This window comes from Streptomyces rhizosphaerihabitans (genome assembly GCF_025399795.1).
In the GTDB taxonomy this organism is placed as follows: Bacteria; Actinomycetota; Actinomycetes; order Streptomycetales; family Streptomycetaceae; genus Streptomyces; species Streptomyces rhizosphaerihabitans.
This window is the reverse complement of record NZ_JAODTZ010000034.1, coordinates 82,345-102,983: the sequence shown is the minus strand read 5'-3', so window position 1 is coordinate 102,983 and position 20,639 is coordinate 82,345. Positions and strand designations below refer to the sequence as shown.

The 20,639-nt window shown below is 70.3% G+C and carries 15 protein-coding genes and 1 pseudogene; 10 read left to right on the top strand and 6 right to left on the bottom strand.

Features of this window, described 5'->3' with window-relative positions; all coding sequences use genetic code 11:
- Positions 1–24: 24 nt before the first annotated feature.
- Both N4G66_RS29150 and N4G66_RS29145 read right to left on the bottom strand, forming a co-directional pair.
- On the bottom strand, positions 25–789 hold the full coding sequence (locus tag N4G66_RS29150; protein ID WP_261707218.1) for a DUF2127 domain-containing protein: 765 nt from the start codon (positions 787–789) through the stop codon (positions 25–27).
- Between the two features lie 374 nt (positions 790–1,163).
- Positions 1,164–2,822 (bottom strand): annotated as a pseudogene (locus N4G66_RS29145) (MFS transporter); the annotation flags it as partial.
- A 185-nt stretch (positions 2,823–3,007) separates the two neighbouring features.
- Between N4G66_RS29145 and N4G66_RS29140 the strand changes: the two are divergent.
- On the top strand, positions 3,008–3,616 hold the full coding sequence (locus tag N4G66_RS29140; protein ID WP_261707217.1) for a TetR/AcrR family transcriptional regulator: 609 nt from the start codon (positions 3,008–3,010) through the stop codon (positions 3,614–3,616).
- Positions 3,617–3,805: 189 nt separating this feature from the next.
- On the opposite strand, the gene N4G66_RS29135 is transcribed toward N4G66_RS29140, so the two are convergent.
- Positions 3,806–5,236, bottom strand: coding sequence for a cation:dicarboxylate symporter family transporter (locus N4G66_RS29135; RefSeq protein WP_261707235.1), 1,431 nt, complete (start codon positions 5,234–5,236; stop codon positions 3,806–3,808).
- 321 nt (positions 5,237–5,557) lie between these two features.
- On the opposite strand from N4G66_RS29135, the gene N4G66_RS29130 reads away from it, so the two are divergent.
- The 6 genes from N4G66_RS29130 (at position 5,558) to N4G66_RS29105 (ending at position 12,327) form a co-directional block, all read left to right on the top strand.
- Positions 5,558–7,423: an ATP-binding protein gene (locus tag N4G66_RS29130; protein ID WP_261707216.1), complete on the top strand. Its 1,866-nt coding sequence runs from the start codon at positions 5,558–5,560 to the stop codon at positions 7,421–7,423.
- Positions 7,420–8,097: a response regulator gene (locus N4G66_RS29125; protein ID WP_261707215.1), complete on the top strand. Its 678-nt coding sequence runs from the start codon at positions 7,420–7,422 to the stop codon at positions 8,095–8,097. Before N4G66_RS29130 ends, N4G66_RS29125 begins: the two co-directional genes overlap by 4 nt.
- Positions 8,098–8,343: 246 nt before the next feature.
- On the top strand, positions 8,344–9,714 hold the full coding sequence (locus N4G66_RS29120; RefSeq protein ID WP_261707234.1) for an extracellular solute-binding protein: 1,371 nt from the start codon (positions 8,344–8,346) through the stop codon (positions 9,712–9,714).
- A 38-nt stretch (positions 9,715–9,752) separates the two neighbouring features.
- Positions 9,753–10,646 (top strand): carbohydrate ABC transporter permease, encoded by an 894-nt coding sequence (locus tag N4G66_RS29115; RefSeq protein WP_261707233.1) that lies wholly within the window; start codon positions 9,753–9,755, stop codon positions 10,644–10,646.
- Position 10,647: 1 nt separating this feature from the next.
- Positions 10,648–11,502, top strand: a complete 855-nt coding sequence (locus N4G66_RS29110) for a carbohydrate ABC transporter permease (protein ID WP_261707214.1) — start codon at positions 10,648–10,650, stop codon at positions 11,500–11,502.
- A gap of 87 nt (positions 11,503–11,589) precedes the next feature.
- A complete protein-coding gene (locus N4G66_RS29105; RefSeq protein ID WP_261707232.1) occupies positions 11,590–12,327 on the top strand; it encodes an XRE family transcriptional regulator in 738 nt (245 codons plus the stop codon).
- 105 nt (positions 12,328–12,432) lie between these two features.
- Here N4G66_RS29105 and N4G66_RS29100 read toward each other — a convergent pair whose 3' ends face one another.
- Entirely contained in the window at positions 12,433–13,458 is a 1,026-nt protein-coding gene (locus tag N4G66_RS29100; RefSeq protein ID WP_261707213.1) for an ATP-dependent 6-phosphofructokinase, read from the bottom strand.
- 255 nt (positions 13,459–13,713) lie between these two features.
- Between N4G66_RS29100 and pta the strand changes: the two genes are divergently transcribed.
- The 3 genes from pta (at position 13,714) to pyk (ending at position 18,593) form a co-directional block, all read left to right on the top strand.
- A complete protein-coding gene (gene pta / locus N4G66_RS29095) occupies positions 13,714–15,804 on the top strand; it encodes a phosphate acetyltransferase (protein ID WP_261707212.1) in 2,091 nt (696 codons plus the stop codon).
- A gap of 29 nt (positions 15,805–15,833) precedes the next feature.
- The gene (locus N4G66_RS29090; protein WP_261707231.1) at positions 15,834–17,066 is read left to right on the top strand and encodes an acetate kinase; all 1,233 of its coding nucleotides are present in this window, start codon (positions 15,834–15,836) and stop codon (positions 17,064–17,066) included.
- Between the two features lie 96 nt (positions 17,067–17,162).
- Positions 17,163–18,593, top strand: a complete 1,431-nt coding sequence (gene pyk, locus N4G66_RS29085; protein ID WP_261707211.1) for a pyruvate kinase — start codon at positions 17,163–17,165, stop codon at positions 18,591–18,593.
- Between the two features lie 91 nt (positions 18,594–18,684).
- Here pyk and N4G66_RS29080 read toward each other — a convergent pair whose 3' ends face one another.
- Positions 18,685–19,986: a hypothetical protein gene (locus N4G66_RS29080; RefSeq protein ID WP_261707210.1), complete on the bottom strand. Its 1,302-nt coding sequence runs from the start codon at positions 19,984–19,986 to the stop codon at positions 18,685–18,687.
- Positions 19,976–20,551 (bottom strand): DUF6114 domain-containing protein, encoded by a 576-nt coding sequence (locus N4G66_RS29075; protein WP_261707209.1) that lies wholly within the window; start codon positions 20,549–20,551, stop codon positions 19,976–19,978. The genes N4G66_RS29080 and N4G66_RS29075 overlap by 11 nt, the downstream gene beginning before the upstream one ends.
- Between the last annotated feature and the right edge of the window lie 88 nt (positions 20,552–20,639).

The following is a 20,639-nucleotide window of genomic DNA, read 5'->3' as shown; positions in this document are numbered from 1 at the left end:
GCGAGCGGGTCGTGGGTCCGGGGTTCAGACCATGACCCCGGCCGACTCCTCGACCTCCAGAAGCGATGCGCTCTGCCGCTCGGCCTCGAACGCCTTGTGTCCGCCGCGCAGGCCGAACAGCCGTTTGGCGAGGGCGATGTAGAGGACGGCGAGGATGTTCAGGACCAGCGTCGCGATCTTCAGCCAGCTGATGTGCTCGGTGAGTTCGTAGATCTCCAGCGGGAGGAACGCGGCGGTGGCGACGACCGTGAGGTACTCCGCCCAGCGCTTGGCGTACCAGAGCCCGACCGCCTCGACGAGCTCGACCAGCGCGTACACCAGCAGCAGGACCGCGACGAGCAGCAGCGTGGAGTGCTTGTAGCCGAAGGTCTTCTGGATGGTGCCGACCACGGGCGAGTGGTCGAGGTCGTAGTGGAAGTGCCGGAAGACCGGCCTGAGGACGTCGAGGTACTCGTCGAAGAGCCGGCGCACCGCGAACTGGCTGTTGCTGAACTTCCAGACGGCGGCCGCGACCAGCACGATGAACACCCCGCGCACGGCACGCTCGATCGCCAGGAAGCGCAGGATGAACAGGTCGCGGAGCACCTTGCCGCGGGGCACGAGCGGCGCCTCGTCCGCGGGGCCCGAGCCGTGCGGATCGCCGAGCGCGAAGTCGCCGCAGCGCAGGCAGCGCCAGGCCTCGCCGAGCGCGGTCTCGGCGTGCAGCCGCACCCGCAGACGCGGGTCGTCCGGCGCGTAGGTGATGTGCCCCTTGCGCGCGCACGTACGCCGGTCCCAGTCGATCTTCATGCTCGGTGTCCTCCGCAGAACGTGCCGTGCCGTGCCGGTCGGTCCGGCACGGCACGGTAGTGCATGTTCTACGAGACGGCGGCCCGGGGGGTCACGGTTCCGGCGGAATCGCCACCCGAACCTCCGGCCTCACCGCCGGCCCGCTCCGCGGCATCCTCGTCGGCCTCCGCCCCGGGCTCGTTGCCGGCCTTGTCACCGGCCTCGGTCTCATCCGCGGCCTTGTTCCCGACTTCAGAGGCAGCCTCGTTCTCGACCTCGGGCTCGGCCCCGGCCTCGTTCTCGGCCTCAGGCTCATTCTCGGCCTCAGGCTCGTTCTCGGCGGCAGGCTCGTTCTCGGCGGCAGACTTGTTCCCGCCCTCGGTCTCGGCCCCGGGCTGAGCCTCGGGCTCATTCTCGGGCTCGGCCTCGTCCTCCGTACGGCCCTTGCGCGGCAGGAGCACCGCCACCAGCACGGTGCCGACAGCCAGGATCACCGCTCCGACGAGGCTGGTGTGCGCCACCGCGTCCGAGAAGGACGAGCCGACCGCGTCCGCCATCTGCCGGGCTCCGCCGGCGAGTTGACCGGCCTGCGCCTTCAGCTGGGCCGCCTGCGTGGCGTCCGCCGTCTGCGCGGCCTGTTCACCGAGCGCGCGGGCCTTGTCGCCGATGCCCTGGGCGACGGCGTATCCGGCACCCACCGAGTCCTGGGCCGTGGCCAGGGCGCCCGCCGGAAGCTTGCTGCCCGCGGTCGCGTCGGCGAGGTGCGAGGAGTACGAACCCGCCAGCACCGAGCCGAGGATGGCGATGCCGAGCGAACCGCCGAGTTCCAGCGAGGTGTCGTTGACCGCGCCGCCGACGCCCAGTTCGGCCTCGGGGAACGCGCCCATGATGGCGTCCGTGCAGGGCGAGAGCGCGAGTCCGATGGCGAGGCCGAGGATGACGAGGGGCAGCACGAGGTCGCCGTACGCCGACGAGGCGTCCACCCGGGTGAGCAGGGCCAGTGCCGCCGTGCCGCCGACCATGCCCGCGGTGACGGTGAACTTCATGCCGATGCGCGGGGTGAGGTACCCGGTGAGCGCCGAGCCCACGAACACGGCGCCGGCGAGCGGCAGCATCCGTACCCCGGTGTCCAGCGCGTCGTAGCCGAGGACGAACTGGAGGTGCTGGGTGAGGTAGTAGAAGGCGCCGAAGACGGCCAGGAAGAAGAGGGCGACGGCGAGGTTCGAGCCCGCGAAGCGACGGTGGGCGAAGCGTCGTACGTCGATGACCGGGCGCGGGTGGCGCAGCTCCCACAGGACGAAGAGGACCAGTCCGGCCCCGGCGACCACGGCGGCGGTCACGGCCTTCACGCCCCACCCGAAGTGCGGGCCCTCGATGATCATGTAGACCAGCGAGCCGATCCAGACGACGGAGAGCAGCCCGCCGACGTAGTCGATGCGGTTGTGGTGCGCGGCCTTGGACGGCGGTACGAGGACGAGGGCGCCGACGATGGCGAGGGCGGCGATCGGCACGTTGATCAGGAACGTGGACGACCAGCCGTGGTTCTCCAGCAGGGCGCCCGCGACCAACGGCCCGGCGGCGATGGCGAGTCCGGCGGTGGCGGTCCACAGGACGATCGCCTTGGCCCGCTCTGCGCGCGGGAAGGTCGCGGCGAGCAGGGAGAGGGTGGCGGGCATGATCAGCGCGGCGCCGACGCCCATGACGGCGCGGGCCGCGATGACCCCGGTGGAGCTGTCGACGAGCGACCCGGCCACCGCGCCGCCGCCGAACACGACGAGCCCGAGGATGAGCGCCCCGCGGCGGCTGTACTTGTCCCCGATGGCGCCGAGCAGCAGCATCAGCGCGGCGTACGGGACGGTGTAGCCGTCGATGACCCATTGCAGGTCGGCGCTGGACAGACCGAGATCCTGGGTCATGTCGGGAGCCGCGACCGTGAGGGCGGTGTTCGCCATCACGATGATCAGCAGGCTCAGGCAGAGCACAAGGAGCGCCCACCAGCGCCGGACATAGGGCCGGTCCATCCTCTCGACCGGTTCGTTCATGACGAGACGCATGGCTACGGTCGCCCTTCCTTCGTCGACGGGTACGGAGATCGTCCGCACCAGGACTTGCACAGTGGAGTGCAACTGCACAACTCTGTGCAAGATACGAGATTGCACAGCACTGTGCAAATGAAGGAGGTGGAGACCCTGTGACCACGGGACAGGAGGTCGCCCGGAGGGCGGGCAGAATGGCAGCCATGACCACGGGTAACCCGAGCCGCGCCGATGTGAACCGCCGCCGCATCCTGGACGTCGCACTCGCCGAACTGCTGCGTGACCCCGACGCGTCCATGGACCAGATCGCCCGGGCGGCGGGTGTCGTACGGCGCACGGTGTACGGGCACTTCCCCAGCCGCGAGGCACTGGTCGGCACCCTGACCGACGAGGCCGTGGCGGCGGTCGCGGCGGCGCACGCGGCGGGCCGCGAAGGGGTCGTGGACCCGGCCGAGTCCCTGGCCCGCTCGACCCTGGCCGTCTGGGAGATCGCCGACCGTTACCGGCTGCTGGTCGCCCTCGCCCAGCGCAGCGTCACCATGCAGGGCATCCGCGAACGCCTCACGCCGGTCCGCGAGGCCTGCGCGGAGATTCTCCGACGCGGCCTGGAACAGGGCGTGTTCGCGTCGCCGCTGCCTCCGTACGCGCTGGCGTACGTGCACGAGCAGACCCTGTTCGCCCTCATGGAGGCGGTGAACGACGACCTCCTGGCAGCGGAGGAGGCGGGCAGCTCCGCCGCGGTCACCATGCTGACCGCGGCGGGCGTACCCGCCTCACGCGCCACCGAACTCGTGGCCAAGCTGAGCGACTGAGTCCTCGGAGGGGTCAGGGACCTCCGAGGACTCGGCCGCCGTCAGCGGTGCACCGGGTGGCCGGGCCCGTGGGGGATGCCCGGCCGCCCGGCGTCCTGGGGGTGGGCGTCCCGAGGCCGCGTACCCCCGTCTCAAGGGGTGGGACACCCGGCCCGCGTGCGCCCGTCCGCCCGAGCGGAGCCGGAGTTCCTACGCCTCGGCCGGTTCCTTCTCGCCGCCCTGCTCCGGCACGTCCGCGTGGCCACCGGCGGAGGCGGCGGTGCCGGCGTCGGCGTCGTCCAGCAAGGTCTTCTCGTCGAAGGGAAGCTCTCCGGCGAGAACCCTGGCCACCCGCTCCTTGTCGATCTCCTTCGTCCAGGTTCCGATCAGGACCGTGGCCACGGCGTTGCCGGCGAAGTTCGTCAGCGCGCGTGCCTCGCTCATGAAGCGGTCGATGCCGACGATGAGGCCGACGCCGTCCACCAGGGCGGGCTTGTGCGACTGGAGGCCGCCGGCCAGGGTGGCGAGGCCCGCCCCGCTGACGCCCGCCGCCCCCTTGGACGCGACGAGGAGGAAGAGCAGGAGCGGGATCTGCTCCCCGATCGCCATCGGCGTGCCCATCGCGTCGGCGATGTAGAGCGAGGCCATGGTCATGTAGATCATCGTGCCGTCGAGGTTGAAGGAGTAGCCGGTCGGGACGGTGATGCCGACGACCGATTTGCCGACGCCCAGGTGCTCCATCTTCGCGATCAGCCGCGGCAGGGCCGACTCGGAGGACGAGGTGGAGAGGATCAGCAGGAACTCCCGGCCCAGGTACTTCAGGAACGTGAGGATGTTCAGGCCCGTCACCACGCGCAGCACCGCGCCGAGCACGATGAAGACGAAGAGGAAGCAGGTGACGTAGAAGCCGAGCATCAGCACGGCGAGGCTCTTGAGCGCGTCCAGGCCGGCGGAACCGGTCACGGCCGCGATGGCGCCGAAGGCGCCGAGCGGGGCGGCCCACATGACCATGGCGAGGATACGGAAGACGAGCCGCTGGATGTGTTCCACACCGCGCAGGACCGGCTGCCCGGCCGGCCCCATGGCCTGCAGCGCGAACCCGGTGAGGAGCGCGACGAGCAGGGTCTGCAGAACCTGGCCCTCGGTGAACGCCGAAACCATCGTGGTCGGGATGATCGAGAGCACGAAGTCGACCGGCGGCAGCGCCTCCGCCGACACCTGGCCCTGGCCGGCCTGCTTGACCGCGTCGGTCATCGCCAGGCTGCTGCCCGGCTCCAGGATGTTGCCGACGACCAGGCCGATGGCGAGCGCGACCAGCGACATGACCAGGAAGTAGCCGAGCGCGATACCGCCGACGGCGCCGACCTTGGCGGCCTTGCGGACCGAGCCGATGCCCAGCACGATCGTGCAGAAGATGATCGGGGAGATCATCATCTTGATCAGGTTCACGAAGCCCGTACCGATGGGCTTGAGCTCGACGGCGAAGTCGGGGGCGATCAGGCCCACCGCGATTCCGAGAATCACGGCGCCGATCACGGCGATGTACAGATAGTGCGTGCGGTCCCGCTTGGCGGCGGGTGCGGCAGGTGCCGTTTGCGGCGTGCTGGCCACGGCTGCCCTCCTTGACGACGTCTTCGGCATCATCCGGCGTGCGGCTCACGACCGGCGGTACCCGGCGTGCGGCTCACGACCGGGGAAACCGGGAGGCGTGGGCTCCCGGGGGGATGAGGGGACTATCTCCCGGCGTGTGAGGGCGGTCACCCTTCCGTTCATTGAGTTCACGCGCCCCGGCGGGGCCACCCGGTGCCCGCCGCCCGGATCCCTCGCTCGATCCGCACCCCCCGGAAGCGCCGTTCGGCTCCCGCTCCCGGTCGAAGCCGCCCGGCTCCCGCTCCCCGGCCGGAGTCCTTCGGCTGCCGCTGTCCGGATGAGCACCCGTGCGGGCGAGGCACACTGAACGGCATGCGTCTCCCCCGTGTCCCGCGCCCCCGCAGCCTGGCCGGCCAGCTCTTCGGCATGCAGGCCGTACTGATCGCGGTCCTCGTCGCCGGGTACGCGCTGTTCACCTACGTCAGCGACCGCAGCCAGGCCGAGGAGGCCGCGGGCCGTCAGGCGATGGCGGTCGCGCGCTCGGTCGCGGACGCCCCGTCCGTCCACGCGGCCATCGGCACCGCGAACCCCACCGAGGAACTCCAGCCGTACTCCCTGCGGGTGCAGCGGGACACCGAGGTGGACTTCGTGACGATCATGAATCCGCGGGGCATCCGCTGGACGCACCCCAAAGAGAAGCTGATAGGCAGGCACTTCCTCGGGCACATCGGGCCCGCGCTGGCGGGCGGGTCCTTCACGGAGACGTTCACGGGCAGCCTCGGTGCCTCCGTACGAGCCGTCACCCCGATCCAGGACGGCGGGCGGACCATCGGACTGGTCAGCGCAGGCATCAAGGTCGAGGCGATCACCGAACGCGTCCAGAACCAGGTCACGGCTCTGTTCGGGGTCGCGGCGGGCGCGCTGCTGCTGGGCGCCGTCGGCACGTACGTCATCAACGCCCGGCTGCGCCGCTCCACCCACGGCATGAACGCGGCCGAGCTGAGCCGTATGCACGACTACCACCAGGCCGCCCTGCACGCCGTGCGCGAGGGGCTGCTGATGCTGGACGGGCAGTTCAAGGTGGCGCTGATGAACGACGGCGGGCGGGAACTGCTCGGCGTCACGGACGACGTGGTCGGCCGTTCGGTGGCCGGACTCGGGCTGCCCGCCCCGCTGACGGGCGCGCTGCTGTCGGCGGAGCCCCGCGTGGACGAGGTCCATCTGACGGACGCGCGCGTGCTGGTCGTGAACACCTCCCCGGTGTCCGGCGGCGAACGCCGCGGCACCGTGGTCACCTTGCGTGACGTGACCGAACTCCAGGCACTGACAGGCGAGTTGGACTCGGAGCGCGGATTCACCCAGGCGCTGCGCTCGCAGGCGCACGAGGCGGCGAACCGTCTGCACACGATGGTCTCCCTCATCGAACTGGGCCGCGCCGAGGAGGCCGTCGACTTCGCCACCGCCGAGCTGGAGCTGGCGCAGGCCCTCACCGACGAGGTGATCTCCGCGGTCAGCGAACCGGTCCTCGCCGCGCTGCTGCTGGGCAAGGCGGCCCAGGCGAACGAGCGCGGTGTGGAACTCGTCGTCTCCGAGGACAGCGGCATCGACGACGGACTGCTCCCGGCCTCGCTCTCGGCGCGCGATCTGGTCACCGTCCTCGGCAATCTGATCGACAACGCGATGGACGCGGCGCAGGGCACGGTGGGCGCCCGCGTCACGGTGACGGCGTTCACGGACGACTCGGCCCTGGTGCTGCGGGTCGCCGACACCGGGTCCGGAGTGGACCCCTCCCATGCCGAGCAGGTCTTCCGGCGCGGCTGGTCCACGAAACCGGCGGGCCCCGGCGGCCGCGGCCTCGGTCTGGCCCTCGCCCGGCAGACGGTGAGCCGTCACGCGGGCACGCTGGAGGTACGGGACGGGGCCGACGGCGGAGCGGAGTTCGAGGTACGGCTACCGCTCCCCACGCCGCCCCCGGACTCCACCCCCACCCCGCACCAGACCCCGAACTCGGACCCGGCCTCCGACCCGAACCCGGATTCCGGCTCGAACCGGAGCTCGGGGTCGGTCCGGGGCCCGGATCCGGGCTCGGACCCGGCCACGGACACGGGGTACGCAGCCGCCGACTCCGTTGCGTCCGGGTCCAGCCGGACGTTTCAGCCACCCCGGCCCGCTCAGGCGCCCCCGCCCACCCGGTCCGCGCGGCCGTCCGAGCCCGCTCTGCCCGGAGGCGGCGCATGACCGATCCGATCCGTGTGCTCGTCGTCGAGGACGACCCCGTCGCCGCCGACGCGCACGTCCTGTACGTCGGCCGGGTGCCCGGCTTCACGGCGGTCGGCAAGGCCCACACGGGTGCGCAGGCGCGACGCGCGCTGGACCGCACTCCTGTGGACCTGCTGCTGCTCGACCTGCATCTGCCGGACACGCACGGCCTCCAGCTCGCCCGCTCCCTGCGCGCCGCCGGCTATCACGCCGACGTCATAGCGGTGACGTCGGCGCGGGACCTGGCGGTCGTACGGGAGGGGGTGTCGCTCGGCGTCGTCCAGTACGTGCTGAAGCCGTTCACCTTCGCCACCCTGCGCGACCGGCTGATCCGGTACGCGGAGTTCCGCGCGGCGGCCGGCGAGGCGAGCGGCCAGGACGAGGTGGACCGCGCGCTGGCCGCCCTGCGGGCTCCGGTCCCGGCCGCGCTGCCCAAGGGCCTGAGCGCGCCGACCCTGGAACGCGTGACCGTCACCCTGCGGGACCGCGCCGACGGCCTGACGGCGGCCAAGGTCGCCGAGGCCGTGGGCATCTCCCGGATCACCGCCCGGCGCTATCTGGAACACCTCGTGGGAGCGGGCCGGGCGGCACGCGCTCCGCAGTACGGGACGGTCGGGCGGCCGGAGTTGCAGTACCGCTGGGTCAAGGGCTGAACCTGGGGCGGGCCTCTCGCGGCAGGCCGGGGCCGAGGACCTCGGTCGACCCCCTGCCGGAGCACCGGCAGGGGCGGTCACGGGCGCCCCGAGGAGCAGCGCGCCGAGACCGCCGGCCGGGCAACTTCCCTGCCGCTTCCGCGCCTTGCACCACTGCACAGTCATTGACCTGACATCCGCACAGCTTTACGTTCGGCGGGCAGACAACTCGGCTCGCACGACAACGATGTCGGTCCGTAGGAGGTCCTGCCCGTGCGCCCCACCGCCGCCCCCGTTCTCCTCGCCACGCTGCTCGCCGCGACGACGCTCACCGCTTGCGGATCCGGTTCCGGAAGCGATCCGGACACCGTGAAGGTGTCCTACAAGCAGTCCACGGACAACTCGATCCGGGTGATGGACACCTACCTCGGCGAGATGAAGAAGCAGTTCGAGAAGGCGAACCCGGGGAAGAAGGTCGAACTCGTCCCGATCAAGGCCCCGGACTCCGAGTACTACACCAAGCTCCAGCAGATGCTGAGGTCGCCCAAGACGGCGCCCGACCTGGTCTACGAGGACACGTTCCTCATCAACTCGGACATCACCAGCGGGTACTTGAAGCCGCTCGACCCGTATCTGGACAAGTGGTCCGACTGGGGCCGGTTCATCGGCACCGCGAAGGCGGCGGCCAAGGCGCAGGACGGGAAGACGTACGGCGTCCCGGACGGGACGGACACCCGCGGCCTCTGGTTCGACAAGGGCGTCTTCGCGAAGGCGGGGCTGCCGGCCGACTGGCAGCCGAAGACCTGGGACGACATCCTCGCCGCCGCCCGCACCATCAAGAAGAAGGTCCCCGACGTCACCCCCCTGAACGTCTACACGGGCAAACCCGCGGGCGAGGCCGCCACCATGCAGGGCTTCGAGATGCTGCTGTACGGGACCGGCGACGGCACGACGGACCCGCTGTACGACACCGCTTCCAAGAAGTGGATCGCCGGCGGCCAGGGCTTCAAGGACGCCCTCGGCTTCGTGGAGACGGTCTACAAGGAGAAGCTCGGCCCCGACGTCACCGACGCGCTCGACCCGAACTTCGCGACCAGTGTCCGCGGTGAGCTGCTGCCCAAGGGCAAGCTCGGCATCGACCTCGACGGCAGCTGGCTCCCGCAGGACTGGCTGAAGGGCTCGGGCCACGAGTGGCCCGAGTGGTCCCAGAAGCTCGGCCTCGCCCGCATGCCCACCCAGCACGGCCAGGCCCCCGGCAAGGTCAGCATGTCCGGCGGCTGGACCTGGTCGATCCCCTCCAAGGCGTCCAACCCCGACCTGGCCTTCACGTTCGTCAAGACGATGCAGACGAAGGCGAACGCCCAGAAGTGGTACATCGCCAACTCCGGTATCGCGGTGCGCAACGACGTCGCCGCCGACCCGGCCTACGTGAAGGCCCAGCCCGGCATCAAGTTCTTCACGGACCTGGTCGCCAGCACGCACTACCGGCCCGCCTACCCGGCGTACCCGAGGGTATCGACCGCCATCCAGGAGGCCATGGAGAGCGTGACCACCGGCGACAGTTCCGTGGACAGGGCAGCGAGCGCGTACGACGAGGAGCTGAAGACGGTCACCGACGGCCAGGTGACCCGGAAGTGAGTGCCGGCACGAGGGCGGCGTCCCCGCCGGTCCGGCCGCTGGGGGCAAGGGGCGCCGCCCCGCGCCGGGGAGGCCTGCTGCGCTCCCTCACCCGGACGCTCCCGCTCGCCCCCGCCGTCGTCCTCCTGCTCCTCTTCCTCGCGGGCCCGATCGTCTACTGCGCGTACATCGCCTTCACCGACCTGCAGTTGACGGGCCAGGCGCACGCGTCGTTCGTCGGCTTCGACAACTTCCGGGCGGCGTTCCGGGACGACGCCTTCATCAACGCCGTATGGCTGACGCTGGTGTTCACGGTGCTGTCGTCGCTGGTCGGCCAGAACACCCTGGGCCTGGCCCTGGCCGCGCTGATGGAACGGGCGTCGAAACCGGTGCGCACACTGGTCGGCGCGGTCGTCATCACGGCATGGGTGCTGCCGGAGGTGGTCGCGGGCTTCCTGCTCTACGCCTTCTTCCGCCGTGAAGGGACCCTGAACGCCATCCTTCAATGGCTCCATCTGCCGTCCCAGAACTGGATGTTCACGCTGCCGATCCTGGCCGTGTCGTTCGCGAACGTATGGCGGGGCACGGCCTTCTCCATGCTGGTCTACTCGGCGGCGCTGGGCGAGATCCCGAAGGAGATCACCGAGGCGGCGGAGGTCGACGGAGCCGGTGGCTGGCGGCGGATGTGGCACATCACGCTGCCGATGATCCGCCGCTCGATCGGCACCAACCTGATGCTGAACACCCTGCAGACACTGTCGGTGTTCGGGCTGATCTGGGTGATGACGAGGGGCGGTCCGGGAAACCGCAGCCAGACCCTTCCCCTGTTCATGTACGAACAGGCCTTCCAGAACAGCATGATCGGGTACGGGACGGCGGTGGCTCTGCTGCTCCTGGTGGTCGGCTCGCTGTTCTCGTTGGTGTACATGCGGCTGCTGCGGACGGAGTTGTGACATGGCCGTACTGACGCACCGCGCGACGCCCAGGTCCCGCCGCTCGGGGCGGCGGCTGGCGGCCGACGCCGGCCTCCTGGTGGTGGCGGCCGCGTTCGCGCTCCCGCTGGCCTGGGTGATCCTGTCCTCCCTGGACGCGCACGCGGACCTGCGGGTGAAAATGCCGGACGGTGTGACGCTGTCCAACTTCGACGCCGTACTGAAACCGGACATCACGTTCACCCCGCTGCTGAACAGCCTGATCCTGTGCGGTGGCGGCACCGCGCTGACGGTGGTGTGCGCGGCTCTCGCGGCCTATCCCCTCTCGCGCTTCCGGTCCCGGCTGAACCGCCCCTTCCTGCTGACGATCCTCTTCGCGACGAGCCTGCCGATCACGGCGATCATGGTCCCCGTGTACGCCCTGTTCGTGCAGGTCAATCTGATCGACACCACGCAGGGCACGGTCTTCTTCTTCGCCGCCTCCCAACTGCCTTTCGCCATCTGGCTGATGAAGAACTTCATGGACGGCGTGCCGAAGGAGCTGGAGGAGGCGGCCTGGACGGACGGGGCGTCGTCCCTGCAGTCCCTGGTGCGGATCGTGCTGCCGCTGATGGGGCCGGGCGTGGCGGTGGTGACGGTCTTCTCGTTCGTGATGATGTGGGGGAACTTCTTCGTCCCGTTCATGCTGCTGCTCACGCCGGACCAGATGCCGGCGTCGGTGAGCATCAACGAGTTCTTCGGGAACCGGGGGACCGTGGTCTACGGGCAGCTGGCGGCGTTCTCGGTCATCTACTCGACCCCGGTGATCCTGCTGTATGTGCTGGTGGCCCGGCGGCTGGGCGGGGGGTTCGCTCTCGGCGGGGCCGTCAAGGGATGAACCCCCGTTCCGGTACGGCGAATTCAGGGCCACGGCCGAAACCGTATGTTCCTACAATCTGTGATTGTGGCCGAACAGACCGTAGTCATGGTTGCCCCGGACCCATACCTTGTGCGCGTGCACCGACCGCAAGCCCAACAGCCCACCCCGCCCTTCAACGCCCCCGCCGCCCGAAGACTGCGGGCGGCACTCGGAATGGGGCCCGAGCATGTCGCTTACGGACTGAGAGCCTCGTACGGGCTGCCGTACGTCACGCCCGATCTCGTCACCGCCTGGGAGCGCGGCTTCACCGCGCCGAGCAGCCCCGAACTCACGGCCCTCGCAGGTGTGTTGTGGTGCTCGGCAGGTGAACTCATAGGCGCCCCGCGCACTTTGCGCGAACACCGCATCGCCCGCGATCTCGCCCCGGAGGACGTGGCACACGCCGTCGGGATCGAACTCCTCGCCTACCAGCGGATGGAGGAGGCCGACAGCTGGCGCGGCAACGAGCGGCAGTCGACCGCGCTCGCCGAGGTGCTGGAACTCTCGCTGCCCGACTTCATCACCTTGACGGGCCGCGACGGCCGGCTCGCCGACCTGCTGCGCAGCGCCGTGACGACGCGCTGGCAGGCCTACGTGCGCCCGGTCGCAAAGGTGGTGCCCCTGGACCGGAACCTCCTGGAGAACGTGCTGGAGGAGATGCACACCGACTACCAGGGGCAGATGGTCGCCACGCTGAACTGGGGCGGTGTTTCGGCCGCCACCGGCTCGGGCGAGTCCGGCCGGGACTTCCTCGACCGGGTCCTCGACCACTTCTGGTCGGCGGTCCAGAGAAATACGTACTGAGGGCCGCAGGGCCGCAGGGCCGCCGCCCCGGCCCGGTGCCGGGCCCCGCTCGGAACACGGCCCAGCCCGGAGCACGGCCCAGCCCGGAGCACGGCCCCGAGGGGACTAGAAGACCGACTCCGCCTCGTCCATCCGGTCCTTCGGGACCGTCTTCAGTTCGGTGGTCGCGTCCGCGAGCGGCACCATCTCGATCTCCGTGCCGCGCAGCGCGGTCATCCTGCCGAAGTCGCCGCGGTGCGCGGCCTCGACGGCGTGCCAGCCGAAGCGGGTGGCGAGGACACGGTCGTACGCGGTCGGCGTGCCGCCGCGCTGGACGTGGCCGAGGATGACCGGCTTGGCCTCCTTGCCGAGGCGGCGCTCCAGCTCGAACGCGAGGGCCGTGCCGATGCCCTGGAAGCGCTCGTGGCCGAACTTGTCGATCGCGCCGTGGCCGTAGTCCATGGTGCCCTCGGCGGGGTGGGCGCCCTCGGCGACACAGATGACGGCGAACCGCTTGCCGCGCGCGAAGCGCTCCTCGACCATCGCGACGAGGTCGGAGGGGTCGAAGGGACGCTCGGGCAGGCAGATGCCGTGGGCGCCGGCCGCCATGCCGGACTCCAGGGCGATCCAGCCCGCGTGCCGGCCCATGACCTCGACGACCATCACGCGCTGGTGGGACTCGGCCGTGGTCTTCAGCCGGTCCATTGCCTCCGTGGCGACGCCGACGGCGGTGTCGAAGCCGAAGGTGCGGTCCGTCGCGGAGATGTCGTTGTCGATGGTCTTCGGCACGCCGACCACGGGCAGGCCCGCGTCCGACAGCATCCGGGCCGCCGTGAGCGTGCCCTCGCCGCCGATCGGGATGAGCACGTCGATACCGAACTCGCGGGCCATGTCCTGCGCGTTGTCACAGGCCTCGCGGAGCCGGTCGCGCTGCAGCCGCGAGGAGCCGAGGACGGTGCCGCCGCGGGCAAGGATGCCGCTGACCGCGTTGAGGTCCAGGGTGCGGTAGTGGCCGTCGAGGAGCCCGGCGTAGCCGTCCTCGAAGCCGATGACCTCGTCCCCGAAGTTGGTGACCGCTCGGTGCACGACCGACCGGATCACTGCGTTCAGGCCAGGGCAGTCGCCGCCTGCGGTGAGAACTCCGATGCGCATCGTGCTGTGTCTCCTGCTCCCTGCTGGTTCGTGTGAGCCGCTTCGATTGTTTCACGGCCCGGGATGGGCCGCCGATTCCCTCCGGCGGCCCATCCGCCGGGCCGCCGGAACGCCGGTTCCGGCCGACCGGCACGTCTGCCCTGGCGGGCGTCCTAGCCAGCGCCGGAGGTATTGTCAAGAGGGTTCTGCTCACGTTGGTGGGCCCTTTTTCCGAGCCCAGAAACCGCCTGGCGACGAAACGGATGGAGAGCACGCGTGACGCGCAGCGTGTACGTGACCGGGATCGACCGAGGTGACGGCCGCCAGGTCGTCGAACTGGGGGTCATGGAGCTCCTGACCCGCCAGGTCGACCGGGTGGGGGTGTTCCGTCCGCTCGTGCACGACGGTCCGGACCGGCTCTTCGAGCTGCTGCGGGCCCGCTACCGGCTGGCGCAGGACCCGGCGACGGTGTACGGCATGGACTACCACGAGGCGTCCGCGCTCCAGGCCGAGCAGGGCACCGACGAGCTGGTGTCCACGCTCGTCGACCGGTTCCACCTGGTCGCCCGCGACTACGACGTCGTCCTCGTCCTCGGCACCGACTTCGCCGGCACCCAGGTCCCCGACGAGCTGGCCCTCAACGCCCGCCTCGCGAACGAGTTCGCCGCGTCCGTGATCCCGGTCGTCGGCGGCCGGGGCCAGAGTGCCGAGTCGGTGCGCTCCGAGACGCGCAACGCCTATCGCGCGTACGACGGGCTGGGGTGCGACGTCCTCGCGATGGTGGTGAACCGGGTGGCCCCGGAGGACCGGCCGCAGATCCTGGAGCGGCTCGACTCCCGGCTCCCCGTGCCCTGTTACGTCCTTCCGGACGAGCCCGCCCTCTCCGCGCCCACCGTCGCGCAGATCACCCACGCGCTCGGCGGCAAGGTGCTCCTCGGCGACGACGCGGGGCTCGCCCGTGACGCGCTCGACTTCGTCTTCGGCGGCGCGATGCTGCCGAACTTCCTGCAGGCGCTGACCCCGGGGTGTCTCGTGGTCACCCCGGGGGACCGGGCCGATCTGGTGATCGGCTCGCTCGCCGCGCACAGCGCCGGCACCCCGCCGATAGCCGGCATCCTGCTCACCCTGGACGAGCGGCCCAGCAGCGAGATCCTCACGCTCGCGGCCCGTCTCGCGCCCGGCACCCCGGTGGTCTCGGTGGCCGGGAACTCCTTCCCCACCGCGACCGCGCTGTTCGCCATGGAGGGCAAGCTGAACGCGGCCACGCCCCGCAAGGCGGAGACCGCGCTCGGCCTCTTCGAGCGGCATGTGGACACCACCGACCTGCTGAAGCGGGTCTCCGCGCCCAGCAGCGACCGGCTCACCCCGATGATGTTCGAGCACAAGCTGCTGGAGCAGGCCCGCTCCGACCGGCGCCGTGTGGTGCTTCCCGAAGGGACCGAGGAGCGTGTCCTGCACGCGGCCGAGGTGCTGCTGCGCCGGGGTGTCTGCGATCTGACGCTGCTCGGCCCGGTCGACCAGATCCGCAAGAAGGCCGCCGACCTCGGCATCGACATCAGCGCCACCCAGATCATCGACCCGCAGACCTCGCCGCTGCGGGACTCCTTCGCCGAGAAGTACGCCGAGCTGCGTGCGCACAAGGGAGTGACGGTCGAGCTGGCCTACGACGTCGTCGCGGACGTCAACTACTTCGGGACGCTCATGGTGCAGGAGGGCCTCGCCGACGGCATGGTGTCGGGGGCCGTGCACTCGACGGCCGCGACCATCCGGCCCGCGTTCGAGATCATCAAGACCAGGCCGGAATCGAGGATCGTCTCGTCCGTCTTCTTCATGTGCCTGGCCGACAAGGTCCTGGTCTACGGCGACTGCGCGGTGAATCCCGACCCGAACGCCGAACAGCTCTGCGACATCGCCATCTCCTCGGCCGCCACCGCGCAGCAGTTCGGCGTGGAGCCGCGGATCGCGATGCTGTCGTACTCCACGGGCACCTCGGGTTCGGGGGCCGACGTCGACAAGGTGCGCGAGGCCACCGAGCTGGTGCGGCAGCGCCGCGGCGACCTGCGGATCGAGGGGCCGATCCAGTACGACGCGGCCGTCGAGCCGTCGGTCGCGGCGACCAAACTGCCGGAATCGGAGGTCGCCGGGCAGGCGTCCGTGCTGATCTTCCCCGACCTGAACACCGGCAACAACACCTACAAGGCCGTGCAGCGTTCGGCCGGCGCGATCGCCGTCGGCCCGGTGCTCCAGGGTCTGCGCAAGCCCGTCAACGACCTGTCCCGCGGCGCGCTCGTCCAGGACATCGTCAACACGGTCGCCATCACGGCGATCCAGTCCCAGGCCCCCGACCAGAAGGCTGCCCAGCAGTGAGCGCCCACCCGTCCCCCTCCTCCGCCGACGTGACCGACGAGCCCGCTTCCCCGCCGGCCACGCGCGTCCTCGTCCTCAACTCCGGCTCCTCGTCGGTCAAGTACCAGCTGCTCGACATGCGCGACAGCTCGCGGCTCGCCGTCGGTCTGGTGGAGCGCATCGGTGAGGGGACCTCCCTGCTGCGGCACACCGCGCTGACGACGGGTGAGACCCGCGAGAGGACCGACGAGTTCGCCGGCCACGAGGCCGCGCTGAAGGCGGTGGCGGCGGAACTGGCGGTGGACGGACTCGGCCTGGACTCCCCCGAGCTGGCCGCGATCGGCCACCGGGTGGTGCACGGCGGACGGACCTTCACCGAACCGACGGTCATCGACGCGGCGGTCATCGCGGAGATCGAGCGGCTCATCCCGGTGGCGCCCCTGCACAACCCGGCGAACCTCACCGGCATCCGCACCGCGATGCTGCTGCGCCCCGACCTCCCCCAGGTCGCGATCTTCGACACCGCGTTCCACACGACGATGCCGGAGTCGGCCGCGCGCTACGCGATCGACGTGGCGACCGCCGACGAGCACCGCATCCGCCGGTACGGCTTCCACGGCACCTCGCACGCCTACGTCTCCCGGGCGACCGCCGAACTCCTCGGCAAGGCACCCGAGGAGGTCAACGTCATCGTGCTGCATCTGGGCAACGGGGCCTCGGCGTCGGCGGTCAGGGGCGGGCGGTGCGTGGACACCTCGATGGGGCTCACGCCCCTGGAGGGCCTGGTGATGGGAACGCGCTCGGGCGACGTGGATCCGGCCGTCATCTTCCATTTGGAGCGCGTTGGCAAAATGTCCACGGACGAGATCGACACTTTGCTCAACAAGAAGAGCGGTCTGATCGGTCTGTGCGGCGACAACGACATGCGGGAGATACGCCGCCGTGTCGACGAGGGCGACGAGCGGGCACGGCTCGCCTTCGACATCTACATCCACCGACTGAAGAAATACATCGGCGCCTACTACGCGGTCCTCGGCCGGGTGGACGCCGTCGTCTTCACCGCCGGAGTGGGCGAGAACTCCGCCCCGGTGCGCGAGGCGGCGATCGCGGGCCTGGAGGAACTGGGGCTCGTGGTCGACGGCGACCTGAACGCCGTGCGCGGCGGTGAGCCGCGGATCGTCTCACCGCCGTACGCGCGGGTCGCGGTCGCCGTGGTGCCGACGGACGAGGAACTGGAGATCGCCACACAGACGTATGCGCTGGTCGGAAAGGGCAACGCCTGAGCGGGCCGGAGAGCCACGCCTGAGCGGCCGCCCGCCCATTTGTATCTTCCGCCAGACGGAATATTCCGTAGCGAAACAAACCGATAGGATCGCCCCATGCGCCGTTCGAAAATCGTCTGTACTCTCGGCCCCGCGGTCGACTCCCACGAGAAGCTGGTCGAGCTGATCCAGGCCGGCATGAATGTGGCCCGCTTCAACTTCAGCCACGGATCCCACGCCGAGCACCAGGGCCGGTACGACCGTGTCCGGGCCGCCTCGGCCGAGACCGGTGTCGCCATCGGCGTGCTCGCCGACCTGCAGGGTCCGAAGATCCGCCTGGAGACCTTCGCCGAAGGCCCCGTCGAGCTGGAGCGTGGCGACGAGTTCGTCATCACGGCCGAGGACGTGCCGGGTGACAAGCACATCTGCGGCACGACCTACAAGGGTCTGCCCGGGGACGTCTCCCACGGCGACCAGATCCTCATCAACGACGGCAACGTCGAGCTGCGCGTCGTCGAGATCGACGGCCCCAGGGTCAAGACGGTCGTCATCGAGGGCGGCGTGATCTCCGACCACAAGGGCATCAACCTGCCCGGTGCGGCCGTGAACGTGCCGGCGCTGTCGGAGAAGGACGTCGAGGACCTGCGCTTCGCCCTGCGGATGGGCTGCGACATGGTCGCCCTGTCCTTCGTGCGCGACGCCGACGACGTGAACGACGTCCACAAGGTGATGGACGAGGAGGGCCGCCGCGTCCCCGTCATCGCCAAGGTGGAGAAGCCGCAGGCGGTCGACAACATGGAGGGCGTCGTCGCGGCGTTCGACGCCGTCATGGTGGCCCGTGGCGACCTGGCCGTCGAGTACCCGCTGGAGCGGGTCCCGATGGTGCAGAAGCGCCTCGTGGAGCTGTGCCGCCGCAACGCCAAGCCGGTGATCGTCGCGACCCAGATGATGGAGTCGATGATCACCAACTCCCGTCCGACGCGCGCCGAGGCCTCCGACGTGGCCAACGCGATCCTGGACGGTGCGGACGCGGTCATGCTGTCGGCCGAGTCCAGCGTGGGCGCGTACCCGGTCGAGACCGTGAAGACGATGTCGAAGATCGTCGTCGCGGCCGAGGAGGAGCTGCTCTCCAAGGGCCTGCAGCCCCTGGTCCCGGGCAAGAAGCCGCGCACGCAGGGCGGTTCGGTCGCCCGCGCCGCCTGCGAGATCGCCGACTTCCTCGGCGGCAAGGGCCTGGTGGCCTTCACCAAGTCCGGTGACACCGCCCGCCGGCTCTCCCGCTACCGCGCCGCCCAGCCGATCCTGGCCTTCACCACGGACGAGGGCACCCGCAACCAGCTGACGCTGAGCTGGGGCGTCGAGTCGCACGTCGTGCCGTTCGTGAACAGCACCGACGAGATGGTCGAACTGGTGGACCGCGAGCTGCAGAAGCTCAAGCGGTTCAACGAGGGCGACGTCGTCGTGATGACCGCCGGCTCGCCCCCCGGCGTCCCCGGCACCACCAACATGGTCCGGGTGCACCACCTGGGCGAGGTCCACCACGCCTGATCCCCCGGCCTCCGTACGCCGCTGAGGGCGCCCCCTGCGAACAGGGGGCGCCCTCAGCGTTTGTGCGGCTCCCGGACGGGCTCTGGACGACTCAGCCGGTCGTGTACTGGTGGAGTCCGGGTACGGTCAGGGTGCCGCCGAACTGACCCGCCTGAACGACCTTCACCTTGGTGAAGTAGATCAGCGGGATGTTCAGCGGCGGAGGGTTGTCCGGGTCGAACGTGACCGGGATGAGCCCGAGCAGGTTCCCGGAGATGCTCTCCGTGTACATGATCGTCTTGCCGTCACGAATGGTGGACGTCGAGCCCTTGGCAGCCTGCACGTGGTAGGTCTTGCCGGTCTGCTTGTCCTCCACCGTCTGGTGCAGGTCCCCGATGTCGGTGCCGTCGGAGATGACGTACTTCAGCACCTTCTTGACGGTGCCGTCGGCGGTCCTCACCTTGACGATGCCCTGGTAGTCGGCGCCCTTGAGGGTCAGCGAACTGGCGTTGAGGTACCAGGGGTCGACCGGCAGGGTGACCGGGTTGTCCACGCCGCCCTCGTCGTCGGTCGCGACCGGGCAGTCCGCGGCGTTCGTGGTGGCGCTCGCGGAGGGGCTGGGCGACTCGGTGACCGCGTCGGCCGCCTTCGAGGCCTCGTCGGTGGTGTCCGAGGCGGCCTTCGAGGCCGTGTCGGTGACCTTCTCGGTGGTGTCCTTGAGCGTCTCGGTGACCTTGTCGGTCGTGTCCTTGACGGTGTCCGTGGCGCTCTTGCCGTCGGTCGCGGGCGCACTCGTGCTCGCCGAGGCGGACGGTGCGGGGGTGGAGCTCGCCGTCTCGTCGGGCGTGAGGATGTCCTTGATGGCGTCGCCGACGCCCAGCGGGTCGAGCGGGTTCGTGCTGCTCTTGGACGCCGCGGGGGTCGGCGTGGACGCGCTGCTGTCCGCCGCCTTGTCCGACGTGCCCGCGGAGGAGGACGCGGAGGGAGCGGGCGTGGCCTTGTCGTCGGAACCTGAATCCGAGGAAGAGGTCTCGCCCGGCGCCGCGGACTCCGACGACGCGGAGGGGGTCGGTGTGGCCTGGTCGGAGGACGCGGAAGGGGTCGCGCTCGCGCTCGCCGAGGCGGACGGCGTCGGTGTGGCCGACGCGTCCTTGCCGGTCACGGCCTCGACGCACGCCTGGTACTCGTCCGCCGTGAGGGTCTTGGAAGTGGAGTGGTCGTCGGCCTGGGCGAGCGTCGGGACGAAGCCCATTCCCATGAGAACGGCCGTCGGCATCGCCGCTATGGCTATCGCCTTGCCCGCAGGCATCTGGATCCTGGTGAGCAGCGGCTTCCTCGGGGCCGCGTGGCGCGGCCCGGTTCTCACACGGGACTCCTCCACATCAGTCCCGTGGGTCACCTCGTCAGCCGGCACTGTGCCTCCCGTTCGCCCCGTTGCTCGGGCTCGTTCCTGACAGATCGTTCGGGTCGCCCGCACCGTCCGCCGCCTCGGGCCCGACGGGCTCGGCCGCCGCGCTGTCCGGCAGGCCGTCCTTGTCGAGGGACCGCTGCGTGGAGTACCCCTCGTCGGGTTCGCCGGGAACCCAGGAGACCGCCATGGCACCGCCGATGAGGGCGAACAGGAAGCCGATGAGGAAGCCGCCCAGATTGGCCACCGGGAGGGACACCAGACCGAGGAGGATCGCGGCGACACCCGCGAACGTCCGTACGTGCTTCTGGAACCAGAGGCTGATCCCGAGCACGACGAGAAGTACGCCGATGATCAGGGAGCCGGCTCCGGCGGTGGTGGACATCGCCAGCGTCAGATGGCCGACCTGCAGGTGCGCGTACGGGAAGTAGGCGATGGGGACACCGCCGAACGCGATGAACAGACCGGCCCAGAACGGGCGGCTGCCCCTCCAGTTACGGAAGTTCCGCCGGAACACCTGAAGGTAGTGCTCATCGTTCTGGCCGGGCGCGGCAGGAGTCTCGGCGCTCATGGAAACAGCTCCCTGGAACGGCATTGCTGTGAGAAGTACGCGTTGAGTGCTCCGCGTACGACGGGCGGAGCGGCGGGGCGGGCGAAGC